Below are 16,836 nucleotides of genomic sequence, written 5' to 3' on the forward strand. Positions count from 1 at the left end.
GGAGTAAATCTGATGGATCGGCCGGACCAAACCACCCATTTTGGCTTCAGGGACGTGCCCCTGGGCGACAAGCAGACGCTGGTGAACGACGTATTTCACAGCGTGGCGTCCCGCTACGACCTGATGAACGACCTGATGTCGGGGGGCCTGCACCGGGTCTGGAAAGACATCATGATCAATGCGCTGAACCCGCCGAAGGGCGATGCGCCGTTTGCGCTGCTCGACGTCGCCGGCGGCACCGGCGATATCGCCTTCCGCGCGGCCAAGGCGGCGGGCGCGGGCTTTCATGCCACCGTCTGCGACATCAATACCGATATGCTCGAAGTCGGCCACAATCGCGCGCTGGCGCATCATCTCGACCAGCAGGTTTCCTTTGTCGAGGGTAATGCCGAGGCCTTGACGTTTCCGGACCGCTCCTTCGACGCCTACACCATTGCATTCGGCATCCGTAACGTGCCGCGGATCGATGCCGCGCTGCGAGAAGCCTATCGCGTCCTGCGGCCCGGCAGCCGATTTTTGTGCCTGGAGTTCTCCGCCGTCGACGTGCCCGGACTGGACAAGCTCTACGACTTCTTCTCGTTCAAGGTGATTCCGCCGCTCGGCCGCGCGGTCACGGGCGATGCGGAATCCTATCGGTATCTTGTTGAATCGATCCGGAAATTCCCCCGGCCCAATGTATTTGCCGAGATGATCCGCGACGCCGGCTTTTCGCGGGTGAAGTGGGAGAGCCTCTCCGGCGGCATCGTGGCGTTGCATTCGGGCTGGCGTTTGTGATTTCTGCGGCGACCCACATCGCGCGGCTGGTCCGCGCCGCTTACGTGTTCGCACGCGAGGGCGTGTTCGGTGTTGTCGATCCGAGTCTGGTGCCGCCACCTGGGCAGCTCGCACTGCGGCTGGCGCGGCTGATCGAACGGCCCGGCGCCAAATCCGGCCCGCGTTTGTCGCGCGCGCTGACGCGGCTCGGCCCCGCTTACCTCAAGCTCGGCCAGTTTCTGGCGACGCGACCCGACGTCGTCGGCGTCGCAATGGCGCGCGATCTGGAGGCCCTGCAGGACCGGCTGCCGCCATTTTCGCAAGCCGAGGCGGAGGTCGTCATCGCCCTGTCGCTGGAACGCCCTCTGGCAAAAGCCTTTGTCAGCCTCGGGCCGCCGGTCGCCGCCGCTTCCATCGCGCAGGTGCATCGCGCCGAGATCGAGCGCGACGGCGTACGCCAACAGGTCGCGGTGAAAGTGCTCCGGCCCAACGTCGCCTCACGTTTCCGCCGCGATCTCTCTGATTTCTTCTTTGTCGCGCACAATGCCGAAGCGCATTCGGCCGAAGCGCGGCGGCTGCGGCTGATCGAGGTCATCAACACGATGTCGCGCTCGGTCGCGATGGAGATGGACCTGCGGCTGGAGGCGGCCGCGTTGTCCGAGATGGCGGAGAACACAAGCGACGATCCGGATTTCCGCGTGCCGACCGTCGACTGGGACCGCACCACCCACAACGTGCTGACGATGGAGTGGATCGACGGCATCGCGCTGAACGACCATGCGCGCCTCGCAGCGTCGCATGTCGACCTGCCCGATCTCGGGCGCAAGGTGATCCAGAGTTTTTTGCGCCACGCGCTGCGCGACGGCTTCTTCCATGCCGATATGCATCCCGGCAATCTGTTTCTCGACGATGCCGGCCGGCTGGTCGCCGTCGATTTCGGCATCATGGGCCGGCTCGGCCTGAAGGAACGGCGTTTCCTTGCCGAGATTCTGCTGGGCTTCATCACGCGCGACTACCGCCGCGTGGCGGAAGTTCATTTCGAGGCCGGCTACGTGCCGGGCCATCACTCGGTGGAGAATTTCGCGCAAGCCATCCGCGCCATCGGCGAGCCGATCCATAATCGCACCGCCGAAGAAATCTCGATGGCGAAGCTGTTGACGCTTCTCCTTGAGGTCACCGGCCTGTTCGACATGCAGACGCGGCCCGAACTGATCCTGCTGCAAAAGACCATGGTGGTGGTCGAAGGCGTGGCGCGCGGCTTCGATCCCAAGCTCGATATCTGGAAGGTCGCCGATCCCGTGGTGCGCGAATGGATCGAGCGCAATCTCGGTCCCTTGGGCCGGGTTCAGGGCGCGATGACCGGCGCGGGCGAACTCGGCCGCGTGGCGACGAGCCTGCCGGCAATCGCCTCGCGGGCGGTTGCGGTGATCGAGAACATGGAGAAGATGACCCGGGAGGGCGTGACGCTGTCGCCGGAGTCGATTGCCGCCTTGGGCCGCGCCGAAGGCCGCAAGAGCCGCTGGCGGACGGTGGCGCTCTGGATCATCGCGGCGACCTTTATTGGAATTCTGGTCGCCATCCGGCAGCTATGATTGCAATGACAGCATGGATTTGCTATCATTGACAGCAGTCCTTGCTGGAGGCCGTCCATGGCCAGCCTGACCATCCGAAAACTCGACGACGCCATCAAGTCCTACCTGCGGCTCCGCTCGGCCCAGAACGGCCGTTCAGTCGAGGAGGAGGTTCGCGTCATCCTGCGCGAATATTGCGAGGGTAGCCCGGCGCCAACAGCTTCGTTGACCTCGCCGTCCGCTCCGGCTGAACGGCCTGTTGCCGAACGTGCAAACGCCGCTGGCCAGGCCAGCGTTACCCTGATCATCGGTGGTGGTATCGCCGCCTTCAAATCGATGGAACTGATCCGGCGGCTGAAGGAGCGGCACATTGACGTCCGCTGTGTGCTGACCAAGGCCGCGCAGCAATTCGTCACGCCGCTGTCCGCCAGCGCGCTGTCGCATGAGCGCGTCTATACCGATCTGTTCGACCCCGGCAGCGAATTCGACGCCGGTCACATCCGCCTCGCCCGCGAATGCGATCTGATTGTGGTGGCGCCGGCGACCGCCGATCTGATGGCGAAGATGGCGCAGGGCCACGCCGACGATCTCGCCAGCGCGATCCTGCTGGCGGCAGACCGCCCGATCCTGCTGGCGCCTGCGATGAACCCCCTGATGTGGAACAACGCCGCCACCCGCCGCAACGTGATGCAGCTTCGGCGCGACGGCATCCACATGATCGGCCCCAGCGCCGGCGAAATGGCTGAAGCCAACGAGGCCGGCATCGGGCGGATGTCGGAGGCGATCGAAATCGCAGCCGCCGTTGTCGACATTCTCCGCCCGCCGCGACCGCGTCCGCTCGCGGGCAAGCGCGTGCTGATCACGGCGGGACCGACGCATGAGGCGATCGACCCCGTGCGCTATATCGCCAACCGCTCCTCCGGCAAGCAGGGTTTTGCCATCGCCGCCGCCGCGCAGGCCGCGGCCGCCGATGTCACGCTGGTTTCCGGCCCGGTCGAATTGCGCGATCCCCCAGGCGTCACCGTCATCCGGGTGGAGTCGGCACGCGACATGCTGCATCGGGTGGAGGCTGCCTTGCCGGCCGATATCGCGATCTTCGCAGCCGCCGTGGCCGATTGGCGCGTCGCCAATGAAGGCGAGCAGAAGCTGAAGAAGACCGCTGCCGGCATGCCGCCGCTGCAACTGGTGGAAAACCCCGACATTCTCGCGACGATCTCGAAGCTGAAAGACAGGCGCCCGCCGCTGGTGATCGGATTTGCCGCCGAGACCGAGCATCTCATCGACAACGCCAAGGCCAAGATCGCGCGCAAGGGCTGCGACTGGATCGTCGCCAATGACGTTTCGCCCGCACTGGGGGTGATGGGCGGCGACCGCAACACCGTTCATCTGCTGACGCGCGACGGCACGGATATCGGCGTCGACGACATCAAGGTAGATTCCTGGCCAGTGATGACCAAAGAGCAGGTCGCGACCGAACTGGTGGCGAAGATTGCGAAAACCGTGGAGAAGAATTCGTGAGCGCGACCGTAAAAGTCGAAATCCGCCAACTGCCGCATGGCGAAGGTCTCGCGCTGCCGGCCTATCAGAGCGCAGACGCTGCCGGACTCGACCTGCTGGCCGCAGTTCCCGCGGACACGCCGCTGATCCTGCCCCCTGGAAGATATGTGATGGTGCCAACCGGGCTGACGATCGCACTGCCGTCAGGCTATGAGGCGCAGGTGCGGCCACGTTCCGGCCTTGCCGCCAAGCATGGCGTTACCGTCTTGAATTCGCCGGGCACGGTGGATGCGGATTACCGCGGCGAGGTCAACGTCCTCTTGATCAATCATGGCGATACGCCGTTCCCGATCCGGCGCGGCGAGCGCATCGCGCAGATGGTGATCGCGCCGGTCGTGCAGGCGCAACTGGTTCCGGTGGTGTCGCTTTCAGCAACCGATCGCGGCAGTGGCGGTTTCGGCTCGACTGGACGCTGAATCGTTGAGTAAATCCGCCTCCCAGCGGTAACCCGCGGAATTCTTCACAGCCATATTTGCGTTCACGGTCTGGACTCTTACCGGTCGAGTCCCGAAGGGGATACTCTCGACCCGATTCGTGCGGAGCGCGACCAAGCAAAGTGGGGTCCGGTTTTGCGTCCGGGCGCGCTCAATCCTATTAGTTGGCGCATAATCTCAACGCCAAACCGTTCACACTTTGGCGGATTTATGCGCTGGGGTAGTTCCGGGCCTGCAGTCGTGCGTTTTTGGGGCAAATAATGTCGGGCGTAGTCGCGGCGATGCGTCGAACCCTGCTGTCGTGCACCTCACTGGCGCGCCACGGCCTGATTGCGCTCGCCACCGCCCTCTCCATCTCACCGGAACCCGCGTTGGCCGCTGACTTGACCATCACACAGGCTATTTCGGCCTTGCTCGATCTCAATCACCAGGAATTCGCGGCGCTGACGACGGCGCTGTCGCTGCTCGGCTTTACCGTGGTGGCTGCGATCCTGCTGATGCGCACGCGCATTAAGGCCACCCGAACGGAACTCAACCTGCGCTCCGACATCGCCGACCTGCAGGTGCAGGCCGACCGGCTGCGCGCGCTCCTGTTCGCCGAGCCCCAGATCCTGATCGCCTGGGCGGCGGGTGACAACCGGCCCCAGATCAGCGGCGACACCTCGCTCCTCATCTCGCAAGACGCGCTGTCGAATTCGCCGCAGCGCATCCTCGCCTTTGGAACCTGGCTGCCGCCGGAACCGGCGCTGCAGATGGACCATGCGGTCGACGCGTTGCGCGAGGCCGGCGAAGGTTTTCTGCTCAATCTCGCTACCTCGAACGGCCGCGCCATCGAAGCGATGGGCCGGGCCATTGGCGGGCAAGCCATTGTGCGGATTCGCGAACTTGGCGGGTTGCGCCGGGACCTCGCCGAGTCCAATCTCCGCTACAGGACGCTTCTGGAGGAGACCGAGCTGCTGCGTGATTTCGCCGCCGCGGCGCCTTGGCCGATCTGGGCCAAGAGCGCAGAGGGCAATCTGCGTTACGCGAACGCGGCCTATGTGCGGGCTACTGAAGGCAAAAGCCTCGCGGAAACGATCCATCGCAACCTCGAACTGCTGGAGAACGACCAGCGCGCCGAGATGGGCCGGGTGCTGAACGACAATTCCACCTTCAGCGCGCGGCTGCCGATCGTGGTCGGCGGCGAGCGGCGCATCTATGATGTTCAGACGCTCAAGCTCGGCGGCGGCAGCGCCGGCATCGCCATCGATGCCAGCGAGGCGACCGCGTTGCGCGACGCGATGGAGCGGATGGCGGAAGCCCATCGGCGCACCCTCGACCAGTTGTCGTCGGGGGTTGCCGTGTTCGACGGCCAGCGGCGGCTTGCCTTCTACAACGAATCCTACCGGCGGCTGTGGGGGCTCGATCAGGCCTTCCTCGATTCCAATCCCGACGATTCAAGCGTGCTCGATCGCCTACGCGCGGCGCGCAAACTGCCGGAGCAACCGGATTTCCGGGCCTGGAAGGCCAAGCTGCACAAAGCCTACAGCACCGTCGAGCCGGAGAACTACACCTGGTTCCTGCCCGACGGCCGCGCTCTCAGCGTCGTCACTACGCCTAATCTCGAAGGCGGCGTCACCTATCTGTTCGACAATGTCACCGAGAGCCTCGATCTCGCACGGCGGTTCGACCGCCTGACCCGGGTTCAGCATGAGACGCTCGACAATCTGGCCGAAGCCGTCGCGGTGTTCGGCAGCAATGGCCGCGTGGAACTGTTCAATCCCGCTTTCGAGAAAATGTGGAAACTGTCGGCGGAAGCGCTGAAGGAGCAACCCCACATCGAGACCGTCGAAGCCTGGTGCAAGCCGCTGTTCGACGACGCGCTGACCTGGCGGGCGCTGCGCGAGGCGATCACCGCGATCGATAACCGGGTGCAGGTATCGCTGAAGCTCGAGCGCAAGGACGGCAGCGTGCTTGATTGCATGACCATGCCGCTGCCGGACGGCGCGACCATGCTGACCTTCCAGGACATCAGCGACACCGAAAATGTCGAGCGGGCGCTGCGCGAGCGCAACGAGGCGCTCGAGGCCGCCGACCAGATGAAGGTGGATTTCGTCCACCACGTCTCCTACGAACTGCGCGCGCCGCTCACCACCATCATCGGCTTTGCGCATTTCCTCAGCGACCCCTCGACCGGCCCGCTGACGCCGAAGCAGGCCGAGTATCTCGACTACGTCACCAAATCGACCAACGCGCTGCTTGCACTGACCAACAACATCCTCGATCTCGCCACCATCGATGCCGGCGCCATGAAGCTCGAGCTCGGCCCGGTCAACATTGAAAAAGCCATCCAGGCCGCCGCCGAGGGCATTCAGGACCGGCTGGCGACCGACCGCATCGAACTCAAGGTCGATATCGATTCTGACATCGGCAACTTCACCGGCGACGAGCGGCGCGTGGTGCAGGTGCTCTATAATTTGCTCGCCAACGCCGTCGGATTCTCGCCGCACGATGCCGCGGTCACGATCAGCGCGCGGCGGAACGAGCATCGCGTGATCTTCACCGTCAGCGATTCCGGCCCCGGCATTCCGGCCGACGTGAAGGACAAGGTATTCGACTGGTTCGAGAGCCACTCGCACGGCTCGCGTCACCGCGGCGCCGGCCTCGGCCTGTCGCTGGTGCGCTCGTTCGTCGAATTGCACGGCGGCAAGGTGCGCGTCGACTCGGTGGTCGGCAAGGGCACCACGGTCACCTGCGACTTTCCGATCGACCAGAACGCGCATCGCAACGCCGCCGAATGACCGCGCCAGCGACATTTACGGCAGCGCTGGCGAACGAGACGGCGACGGCGCATCTGATGGCCGACCTCGCGCTGCTGGTCGGTCCGGGCGACGTCATCACGCTCTCGGGCGATCTCGGCGCGGGCAAGACCGCGGCGGCGCGCGCCATGATCCGCTATCTCGCCAACGATTCCGCGCTGGAAGTGCCAAGCCCGACGTTCACGCTGGCGCAGAGCTACGATTTGCCGTTTCCGCTTCTTCACGCCGATCTCTACCGGATCAATGATTCGAGCGAGCTGGAGGAAATCGGACTGTCGCCGCTGCCGGAGGGCACGCTGGCGCTGATCGAATGGCCGGAACGCGCACCCGATGCGCTGCCCGAAGATCGCATCGCCATCGCCTTCAGCCATCGCCCGGCGCTCGGATCCACCGCGCGTGCCGCCGAAATCACCGGCCATGGCAAGGCGGCGGCGCAGGTGGCGCGATTGGAGGGCTTGCGCAAATTTCTCGCAGATGCCGGCTTCCTGGATGCCGCGCGCGAGCGCATGCCGGGCGACGCCTCGACGCGCTCCTATGCGCGGCTGATCCGCGACGACGGCACGTCGATCCTGATGAATTCGCCGCGCCGTCCGGATGGCCCGGCGGTCTACGAGGGAAAATCCTACAGCGCAGCGGTTCATCTCGCCGAGGATGTCAGGCCGTTCGTCGCCATCGACAATGGCCTGCGCGCGCACGGCTTCTCGGCACCCGCGATCCGTCATGCAGATCTCGATTCCGGTTTCCTGATCACCGAGGATTTCGGCAGCGCCGGCGTCATCGAAGGCGAACCGCCGCGGCCGATCATCGAGTGCTACGAGGCGGCGACCGACATGCTGGCGGAGTTGCATCGCAAAGCCCTGCCCGACACGGCGCCGCTGGAGCCGCAGGGCTCATACCAAATTCCGGTCTACGATATCGATGCCTGGCTGGTGGAGATCGGCCTGATGCTTGAATGGTATCTGCCGGATCGTGGCGCCGAAGTCAGCCAGCAGCAGCGCGAGGAGTTCGTCACGATGTGGCGAACGCTGTTGGAAAAGCCGGCGGCCGCGCCGCGAACCTGGGTGATGCGGGACTTTCATTCGCCCAATATCATCTGGCTCGGCGAGCGCACGGGGATCTTGCGCGTCGGGATCATCGACTTCCAGGATGCGGTGCTTGGCCCCGCGGCCTACGATCTGGTGTCGCTGCTGCAGGACGCGCGGCTCGACGTTCCCGAACAACTCGAATTGACGCTCTTGACCCGCTACATCAAGGCGCGCCGCGCTGCGGACAGTCAATTCGATCCGGCCAGCTTTGCCGAGCTTTACGCCATCATGTCGGCGCAGCGGAATACCCGCCTGCTCGGCACCTTCGCCCGGCTCAACCGGCGCGACGGCAAGCCGCAATATCTGCGCCACCACCCCCGGATCTGGACCTACCTGAACCGCTCGCTGGCGCACCCGGCGCTGGCGGCGTTTCGCGAATGGTATGCCGCCAACGTGCCGCCGCCGCTGTCCTGATTTACCTCCTGTTAGCCACCCCACACTTAATCTGGAACAGGCCATGCCGAGCCGGCGTGGCCCAGCCAGTTTTTGAGATGGGACGACGGCCATGGCGGGGGCGGAACGGCGCAAGGGAGATCGGGTCGTATTCGAGCGCGGCTTTGCGGCGCACATGATGGGCATCGACGGCACCTGGCGGCGCGACTGCGTGATGGAAGACGTCTCCGAGACCGGCGCCAAGCTGACGGTCGAAGGTTCGGTCGAGGGCCTGCACTTGAAGGAATTCTTCCTGCTGCTGTCGTCCACGGGGCTGGCCTATCGGCGCTGCGAGCTGGCCTGGGTCAATGGCGATCAGATCGGCGTTAATTTCCTGAAGCAGGGCGACAAGAAGAAGAAGGCGGCCAAGCGCGGGGCCGAGGACGCCGAAGTCTGAGATTTGGCCGCGCCGGCCGCCGTCGTACGGCCGTCATGTGCGGCCACTAAGGCCTCCTAGTTGCTGGTTCAAGCGAATCGCCGTGGTATGATCTGCGGCGCGATTTAATGGTTCGAGAAATTCCAAGAGCAATTCCAAGAATGTCCGTTACGCCCACCAAAGCCATGGTCCTTGCCGCCGGTCTCGGTCTGCGCATGCGCCCATTGACCGACCATATGCCGAAGCCGCTGGTGCGCGTGGCCGGCCAGCCATTGCTCGATCACGTGCTGGACAAGCTCGCCGGTGCCAGCGTCGCCGAGGCCGTGGTCAATGTGCATTACCTGCCCGACCAGATCATCCAGCACAGCGCGAGCCGCACCCGCCCCCGCATCATCATCTCCGACGAACGCGACGAGGTGCTCGGCACCGGCGGCGCGGTCGTGAAGGCGCTGCCCCTGCTCGGCAAGGAGCCGTTCTTCCACGTCAACGCCGACACGATGTGGATCGACGGCGTGCGGCCCAATCTGGAGCGGCTGGCCGAAACCTTCGATCCTGACCGGATGGACATCCTGCTGCTGATGGCACCGACCACGAGCAGCATCGGCTATGCCGGCCGCGGCGACTACGCCATGCTGCCGGACGGCGCGTTGCGCAAGCGGCGCGAACATCAGGTCGTGCCGTTCGTTTATGCGGGTGCGGCGATCATGTCACCGTCGCTGTTCGCCGATGCGCCCGCCGGCGAGTTTTCGCTGACCAAAATGTTCGACCGCGCCAACGAGCAGGAACGGCTGTTCGGCCTTCGGCTCGACGGCGTCTGGATGCACGTCGGAACCCCCGACGCGGTGCAAGCCGCGGAAGAAGCGTTTCTGGAAAGCGTGGCGTAATCCCGCTCTATCGTCGTCCCTGCGAACGCAGGGACCCATAACCACCGGCATTCATTGTTTAGACGGACGTCAGCCACCTCGCCTTGAGCGAGGGCGCAACGCGGTATGGGTCCCGGCTCGCGCTTCGCTTGGCCGGGACGACGGAGAGGTGGACATCCTCACCTCACCCGCATGACCTTCCCCTCTTCCCTCCCTATATTGCCCCTGACCTCGAATCAGGAAGCCCATGCGCGTCTTCAGCGTTCCCGTCTCCGTGCCGTTCCTGCGCACCGTCATCGCGGCGCTGGTCGACGGCCGGCTGGTCGAGGGATTCGAGGCGCGCAGGGATCCTCTTAATCTCGCAACGGCCACGCTCTATCTGCCGACCCGGCGCGCGGGGCGGCTGGCGCGGGAAATCTTTCTCGATGAATTGAAGACGGACGCGGCGATCCTGCCACGCATCGTGGCGCTCGGCGACATCGACGAGGACGAGCTGGCGTTTGCGGAAGGCTCCGAACAATTCAGCGGCGTGGCGCCGCTCGACCTTCCGCCAAGACTCGGTGAACTGGAGCGCCGCCTGACGCTGGCGCATCTGGTGGCGGCATGGGCGAAAAGCCCGGTGTCGGCGCCGCTCGTGGTCGGCGGCCCGGCATCGACATTGGCGCTGGCCGGCGATCTGGCGCGGCTGATGGACGACATGGTGACACGCGGCGTCGCCTGGGAAGCGCTCGACAAACTGGTGCCCGACCAGTTCGACAAATACTGGCAGCACTCGCTGGAATTCCTGCGCATCGCCCGCAAGGCATGGCCGGAACACCTGAAGGAAATCGGCAGGATCGAACCCGCCGAACGGCGCGACCGCCTGATCGAGGCGGAAGCCGCGCGCCTGACCGCGCATCATGAGGGGCCGGTGGTGGCCGCCGGCTCGACTGGTTCGATGCCGGCAACCGCGAAATTCCTCAACGCCGTGGCGGGCCTGAAGCTGGGCGCGGTGGTGCTGCCGGGGCTCGACACCGATCTCGACGAGGAAGCCTGGCAAACCATCGGCGGCGTCAGGGACGCGCAGGGCAAATTCACCACGCAGCCTTCATCGAACCATCCGCAATTCGCGATGCACGGTCTGCTGGATCGCTTCGGCATCAAGCGGAGCGACGTCGAAATCCTGGGTACGCCAGGTCCGCAAGGACGCGACGTGCTGGTCTCCGAGACGATGCGGCCGTCGAGCGCGACCGAACAATGGCACGACCGTCTGGTCCAGCCGGATGTCTCGCGAAGGATCGCAGGCGGCATGGCGAAGCTTGCCGTCGTCGAAGCACCCAACTCGGAGATGGAGGCGCTGGCGATCGCGGTGGCGATGCGCGAGGCGCGGCATCTGAACAAATCGGCGGCGCTGGTGACGCCGGATCGCGCGCTGGCGCGGCGGGTGATGGCGGCGCTGAGGCGCTGGAATCTCGAATTCGACGATTCAGGCGGCGACGCGCTGATGGACACGCCAAGCGGCATTTTTGCCCGCCTCGCCGCGGCAGCAGCCAGCAAGGGGCTGGAGCCGCCGACCTTGCTCGCGCTGCTGAAACATCCGCTGTTTCGGCTCGGCGGCGCATCCGGCGCGTTCAAGCACGCCATCGAGACCCTCGAACTGGCGCTGCTGCGTGGCACCCGGCCGCAGGCAGGAACGGCCGGCCTGGCGCGCGACTTCGATCGTTTCCGCGTCGAACTCACGAAGCTCCGGAGCCATGAGACCTCGTCGCTTCACGGCTCCGAGCCGCGCGCGAAATTAAGGGACCACCAACTCGACCAGGCGCAGGCGCTGATCGCGGCGTTGCAGAAGGCGCTGTCGCCGCTGGAAATCATGGGCTCGTCAAAACCGTTCGATTTCGCCGAACTGGCGCAACGCCATCGCGAAACGCTGATTGCGCTGTCGTCAGATCAAAACGGCGTTGCCGTCGCCTTCGAGGAAGCGCAAGGCGCTGCGCTATCAGCGGCATTCGACGACCTGCTCGCCGAGCAAAAGCCGAGCGGCCTGATGGTCCAGCTCGGCGATTACCCTGATGTGTTCCAGACCGCCTACGCCGATCGCATGGTGCGGCGGCCGGAATCGTCGAGCGCGCAACTGCACATCTACGGACAGCTCGAAGCGCGGCTGACCGAATCCGACCGCGTCATCCTCGGCGGATTGGTCGAGGGCGTATGGCCACCGGCGCCGCGGGTCGATCCCTGGCTCAGCCGGCCGATGCGCCATGAACTCGGCCTCGATCTGCCGGAGCGGCGCATCGGCCTCTCCGCACACGATTTTGCGCAGTTGCTGGGAACGGACGATGTGATCCTGACCCATTCGGCCAAGGTCGGCGGTGCGCCGGCTGTCGCCTCGCGCTTTCTGCACCGCTTGGAGGCTGTCGCCGGCGAAGCGCGCTGGGATGCGGCGAAAGCCGCGGGAGAAAATTACGTCCGCTTCGCCGCCGAACTGGACCAGCCCGACGCGGTCGAGCCGATCGAGCAGCCCGCGCCGAAACCGCCCGTCGCGACACGACCGACAAAACTGTCGGTCACGGCGATCGAGGACTGGCTGCGCGATCCCTATACGATCTACGCGAAATATATCCTGCGGCTCGATCCGCTCGACCCCGTCGACATGCCGCTGTCGGCGGCCGATCGCGGCTCGGCGATCCATGACGCGCTCGGCGAGTTCACGCAAAAATTCGCCGACGCGCTTCCCGCGCAGCCCGCGCTGGTGCTGCGTGACATCGGTGAAAAATATTTTGCGCCGCTGATGGAGCGTCCCGAGGCGCGGGCGCTGTGGTGGCCGCGGTTTCAGCGCATCGCCGCATGGTTTGCCGACTGGGAGCTGGCGCGGCGCGGCGAGATCGAGAAAATTGCCGCCGAGATCCGGGGCGAGATCAAGATTCCGCTCGACAACGAGCGCATCTTCACGCTGTCGGCGCGCGCAGACCGGATCGAGCAGCGCCATGACGGCAGCTTCGCGATCCTCGATTACAAGACCGGCCAGCCGCCGACCGGCAAGCAGGTGCGCATGGGCCTGTCGCCGCAACTGACGCTGGAGGCCGCGATCCTGCGCGAGGGTGGCTTTGAGAATATCCACGCCGGTTCATCCGTCGGCGAACTCGTCTATGTCAGGCTCAGCGGCAACAATCCGCCCGGCGAGCAGCGCTCGCTGGAGCTGAAAATCAGGAACAACGATACGCCGCAGCGGCCGGACGAAGCGGCCGACTACGCTCTTGAACAGCTTGAAGCGCTGATCCGCAAATTCGAGAACGAAGAGACGGCCTACACGTCGCTGAACCTGTCGATGTGGTCGAACCGCTACGGCGCCTATGACGATCTTGCCCGGATCAAGGAATGGTCGGCGGCCGGCGGACTGGGGATCGAGGAATGGTGAAGGCTGCCCGCATCATTCCTCCCAATGTGCGCGACACGCAGGCGCGCGCGTCCGATCCGACGGCGTCCTCGTTCGTCTCGGCCAATGCCGGATCGGGCAAGACGCATGTGCTGGTGCAGCGCGTGATCCGGCTGCTGCTCAGTGACGTGCCGCCGGAAAAGATTCTCTGCATCACGTTCACAAAAGCTGCCGCCGCCAACATGGCGGAGCGCGTGTTCACCACCCTCGGCCATTGGGTGACGCTCGACGACGACGCACTGGATGCGGCGATCCGCGAGGCCGGCATTCCGCATCCAAGCGCACGCTTGCGCAAATCGGCGCGCAAACTGTTCGCCTGCGCGCTGGAGACCCCGGGCGGACTGAAGGTGCAGACCATCCACGCGCTGTGCACGCGGCTACTGCAGCAATTCCCTTTCGAGGCCAATGTGCCGGCGCGGTTTGCCGTCCTCGATGACCGCGACCAGAACGAGATGATGGAGCGCGCCAATCTCGGCGTTTTCCTCGAGGCGTCGCGCAATCCCGACAGCGCGACGGGCCGCGCGCTCATGACGGCGATGGCGAGCGCCGCCGACGTCACCTTCAAGGACGTGGTGCGCGAGGCCTGCCTCAGCCGCGATCACTTCATGGCATGGACGGACGCCGCCGGCAGTGCGCATGCCGCGGCCGCGCAGATCTCGGCTGCGCTCGGCGTGAATCCCGACGATCGGATCGAGGATGTCGAACATGACATCGTCGACGGACCCAACCTGCCGCGATCGCGATGGCAGGACGTCGCCCTGGTTCTGGAAACCGGAAGCAAGACCGATCAGGACCAGGCGTCGCGGCTGCGCGGTGCGCTGATGTTCACTGGCGCTGCGCAGGTGGACGAGTATCTCGGCGTATTCCTCACCGAGGCCGATCGCACACCCCGTAAATCGGTGGTGACGAAGAAATTCTGTGACAACAATCCGGCCATAGGCCGGCTGATTGAGTCGGAAGCCCGCCGAATCCTTCCCCTGATCGAACGCCGCCGCGCCGTGGTGGCCCGCGACCGCACCGAGGCGCTGCTTCATATCGCGACCGCTGCAGCGGCCAATTATCGCCGCGAGAAGCAGGAACGCGGCCTGCTCGACTATGACGACCTGATCGACAAGACGCTGGAAATGCTCGACCGCGTCTCCTCGGGCTGGGTGCATTACAAGCTCGACCGCGGTGTCGATCATGTGCTGATCGACGAGGCGCAGGATACCAGCCCCCGGCAATGGGACATCGTCGCGCACATCATCTCCGAATTCACCTCGGGCGCAGGCGCACGCGATGGCGTGGTGCGAACGGTGTTCGCGGTCGGCGACGAGAAGCAGTCGATATTTTCGTTTCAGGGCGCAGCGCCACGCGAATTCGACCTGCGCCGCCGCGCATTGCAAAGAAAGTTCGAGGGCGCCGGACTGAAGTTCGATCCGGTGTCCTTTACCTATTCGTTCCGGTCAGGACCGGAAATCCTGCATGCGGTCGATCAGGTGTTTCGCGAGCAGGATATCTTTCGCAGCATCCATGCAGTCGACATCGGCAATCCAATCCATCACGCGCTGGCCGATGCCGGCCCGGGCCAGATCGATCTCTGGGAACTCGCTGAGACCGACGACCGGCAGGACATCGAAGGCTGGCGCGCGCCGTTCGACGGCGTCGCCGCGACCAGCCCCGAAGTAAAGCTTGCCCGGCGCATTCAGGCCGAGATCAAGACGCTGGTCGGCAGCGGTGTGATGACCGGCAGCAAAGGCGACCGCCGGCCGCTGCGCTATGGCGACATGTTGGTGCTGGTGCGACGGCGCGGCAACGCGTTCGACGCCGTGATCCAGGCGCTGAAGCACGCCGGCATCCCCGTCGCCGGCGCCGACCGCCTCAAGCTGACCGAGCACATCGCAATCATCGACCTGATGAACCTCGCTGATGCGCTGCTGCTGCCGCAGGACGATCTGGCGCTCGCGGTTGCGCTGAAGAGCCCGCTGTTCGGCCTTGGCGATGACGATTTGTTCAAGATCGCCTGGCAGCGCAAGGGATCGTTGCGCGCGGCATTGGCTGAGCGCGCCGCGGCCGACGGACGGTTGCGGGATGCGCTGTGGCGGCTCGAACAGTGCGAACGTCGCTTTGCAAGCGAAACGCCGTTCGCTTTCTATGCCTGGCTGCTCGGCGGTGATGGTGGCCGCGCGCGAATCCTGCGGCGGCTCGGACACGAGGCAAACGACGCGCTCGATGAGTTTCTGGAGCTGGCGCTGAACTACGAACGCAAGGCGCCGGCCTCGTTGCAGGGTTTTATGGCGTGGCTGCGCACGGCGGACCTGGAAGTGAAGCGCGACATGGAAATTTCGCGCGACGAGGTCCGCGTCATGACCGTGCATGGCGCCAAGGGACTGGAGGCTTCCGTCGTCTTCCTGGTGGACACCACGACGTCGCCCTCGGATACGCAGCGGCTAAAACTGATCAACCTGCCGCAGGGCAATGCCGATCCGCATGCTCCGGGTGTGGTGGTCTGGGCCGGCCGCAAGGCCGAGGATCCGCCGGCAGTTGTCGCGGCGCGCGCGGCAATGATCGGCGATACCGAGGATGAATACCGCCGCCTGCTCTATGTCGCGATGACGCGCGCGGCAGACCGCCTGATCGTCGGCGGCTGCCTGCCCGGCAACATGAGGAGCGTCCGGCCGCTGTCCTGGTACGATCTGATCACCAAGGGGCTCGCCGGTTCCACGTTGCAGCTTCAGGAGATCGAGACCGCGATAGGCCGGGTGAAGCGCTATACACGCCCCGAGGAGACCGCGCTGCCGGCCGCTCCCGCTGCGGCGCCGTCCCCGCCGGCGCCGATGGTGCTGCCCAACTGGCTGCTGACACCGGCGCAGCCTGAGATTTCCCCGGAAAGCCCGTTGCGGCCCTCGGACCCCGCCGACAGCGAGCGCCATCCGGTGCGCACGGCCGAATCGCTCACACAGCGCGCCCGCGCCCTGCAGCGCGGTACGCTGGTACACCGGCTCCTGCAATCGCTGCCCGATATCGCCGCCGAGCGCCGCCGCGAGGCCGCGCTGGCCTATCTGGCCCGCAATGCCGATGGCTGGACTGACGAGGAACGGCAGGCGCTGGCCGAAAGCACGCTGGCCTTGATTGCGGATGCGCGTTTCGCGCCGGTGTTCGCGCCGGGCAGCCGGGCCGAAGTCTCGATCGTCGGGCGACTGGAGCGGCCGGGCGGCCGGCCGGCGCTGGTATCCGGGCAGATCGACCGCCTCGTGGTCACCGACAGCGAGGTCCTGATCATCGATTTCAAGACCAACCATGCCCCGCCGGGCCGGCCTGACGAGGCGCCGAGGGGCTATGTCCGCCAGCTCGCGCTGTACCGGGCGGTGCTCGCCAAGCTTTATCCCCAGCTGCCGGTTCGAGCTGCACTGCTTTGGACCGAAACCGCTGAATTAATGGAGATTTCCACCCCCCTACTGGAGGCGGAGCTGGCATCCATCATCTCGGCGTGACCCGTGCTTGACCCGGCAGGATCGCGTTCATAGGTTTGATCCTATCATCCCGGGCGCGATTCTCATCCCGCGCCCCTTAATT

9 protein-coding genes and 1 pseudogene are annotated in these 16,836 nt (G+C 65.3%); all 10 read left to right on the forward strand.

Annotation, left to right across the window (positions count from 1 at the left end; translation table 11 throughout):
- The first annotated feature begins 12 nt into the window (after positions 1–12).
- Complete coding sequence (ubiE, locus tag KIP88_RS11790; protein WP_214488090.1) at positions 13–774, forward strand: bifunctional demethylmenaquinone methyltransferase/2-methoxy-6-polyprenyl-1,4-benzoquinol methylase UbiE; 762 nt, start codon at positions 13–15, stop codon at positions 772–774.
- Positions 771–2,345, forward strand: coding sequence for a 2-polyprenylphenol 6-hydroxylase (gene ubiB, locus KIP88_RS11795; protein ID WP_214488091.1), 1,575 nt, complete (start codon positions 771–773; stop codon positions 2,343–2,345). The genes ubiE and ubiB overlap by 4 nt, the downstream gene beginning before the upstream one ends.
- Positions 2,346–2,402: 57 nt before the next feature.
- Positions 2,403–3,842 carry a bifunctional phosphopantothenoylcysteine decarboxylase/phosphopantothenate--cysteine ligase CoaBC gene (coaBC, locus tag KIP88_RS11800; RefSeq protein ID WP_214488092.1) on the forward strand — a complete coding sequence of 480 codons (1,440 nt, stop codon included), beginning with the start codon at positions 2,403–2,405 and terminating at the stop codon, positions 3,840–3,842.
- Positions 3,839–4,297, forward strand: a complete 459-nt coding sequence (dut, locus tag KIP88_RS11805) for a dUTP diphosphatase (RefSeq protein ID WP_214488093.1) — start codon at positions 3,839–3,841, stop codon at positions 4,295–4,297. Before coaBC ends, dut begins: the two co-directional genes overlap by 4 nt.
- A 278-nt stretch (positions 4,298–4,575) precedes the next feature.
- On the forward strand, positions 4,576–7,095 hold the full coding sequence (locus tag KIP88_RS11810) for a PAS domain-containing sensor histidine kinase (protein WP_214488094.1): 2,520 nt from the start codon (positions 4,576–4,578) through the stop codon (positions 7,093–7,095).
- Positions 7,092–8,612, forward strand: a complete 1,521-nt coding sequence (gene tsaE, locus KIP88_RS11815) for a tRNA (adenosine(37)-N6)-threonylcarbamoyltransferase complex ATPase subunit type 1 TsaE (RefSeq protein ID WP_214488095.1) — start codon at positions 7,092–7,094, stop codon at positions 8,610–8,612. Before KIP88_RS11810 ends, tsaE begins: the two co-directional genes overlap by 4 nt.
- Before the next feature lie 91 nt (positions 8,613–8,703).
- On the forward strand, positions 8,704–9,027 hold the full coding sequence (locus tag KIP88_RS11820; protein ID WP_214488096.1) for a PilZ domain-containing protein: 324 nt from the start codon (positions 8,704–8,706) through the stop codon (positions 9,025–9,027).
- A 140-nt stretch (positions 9,028–9,167) separates the two neighbouring features.
- On the forward strand, positions 9,168–9,890 hold the full coding sequence (locus KIP88_RS11825; RefSeq protein ID WP_214488097.1) for a nucleotidyltransferase family protein: 723 nt from the start codon (positions 9,168–9,170) through the stop codon (positions 9,888–9,890).
- Between the two features lie 226 nt (positions 9,891–10,116).
- Positions 10,117–13,263 carry a double-strand break repair protein AddB gene (gene addB / locus KIP88_RS11830; protein WP_214488098.1) on the forward strand — a complete coding sequence of 1,049 codons (3,147 nt, stop codon included), beginning with the start codon at positions 10,117–10,119 and terminating at the stop codon, positions 13,261–13,263.
- A pseudogene (addA, locus tag KIP88_RS11835) lies at positions 13,257–16,787 on the forward strand (double-strand break repair helicase AddA). Before addB ends, addA begins: the two are co-directional and overlap by 7 nt.
- The last annotated feature ends 49 nt before the right edge of the window (positions 16,788–16,836 follow it).

This window comes from Bradyrhizobium sp. SRL28, assembly GCF_018596315.1.
In the GTDB taxonomy this organism is placed as follows: Bacteria; Pseudomonadota; Alphaproteobacteria; order Rhizobiales; family Xanthobacteraceae; genus Bradyrhizobium.

Bases quoted from the DNA above. Each gene is read 5' to 3' on its own strand.
- ubiE (WP_214488090.1), top strand. From the start codon at position 13: ATGGATCGGCCGGACCAAACCACCCATTTTGGCTTCAGGGACGTGCCC.
- coaBC (WP_214488092.1), top strand. From the start codon at position 2,403: ATGGCCAGCCTGACCATCCGAAAACTCGACGACGCCATCAAGTCCTAC.
- KIP88_RS11810 (WP_214488094.1), top strand. From the start codon at position 4,576: ATGTCGGGCGTAGTCGCGGCGATGCGTCGAACCCTGCTGTCGTGCACC.
- tsaE (WP_214488095.1), top strand. From the start codon at position 7,092: ATGACCGCGCCAGCGACATTTACGGCAGCGCTGGCGAACGAGACGGCG.
- KIP88_RS11820 (WP_214488096.1), top strand. From the start codon at position 8,704: ATGGCGGGGGCGGAACGGCGCAAGGGAGATCGGGTCGTATTCGAGCGC.
- KIP88_RS11825 (WP_214488097.1), top strand. From the start codon at position 9,168: ATGTCCGTTACGCCCACCAAAGCCATGGTCCTTGCCGCCGGTCTCGGT.
- addB (WP_214488098.1), top strand. From the start codon at position 10,117: ATGCGCGTCTTCAGCGTTCCCGTCTCCGTGCCGTTCCTGCGCACCGTC.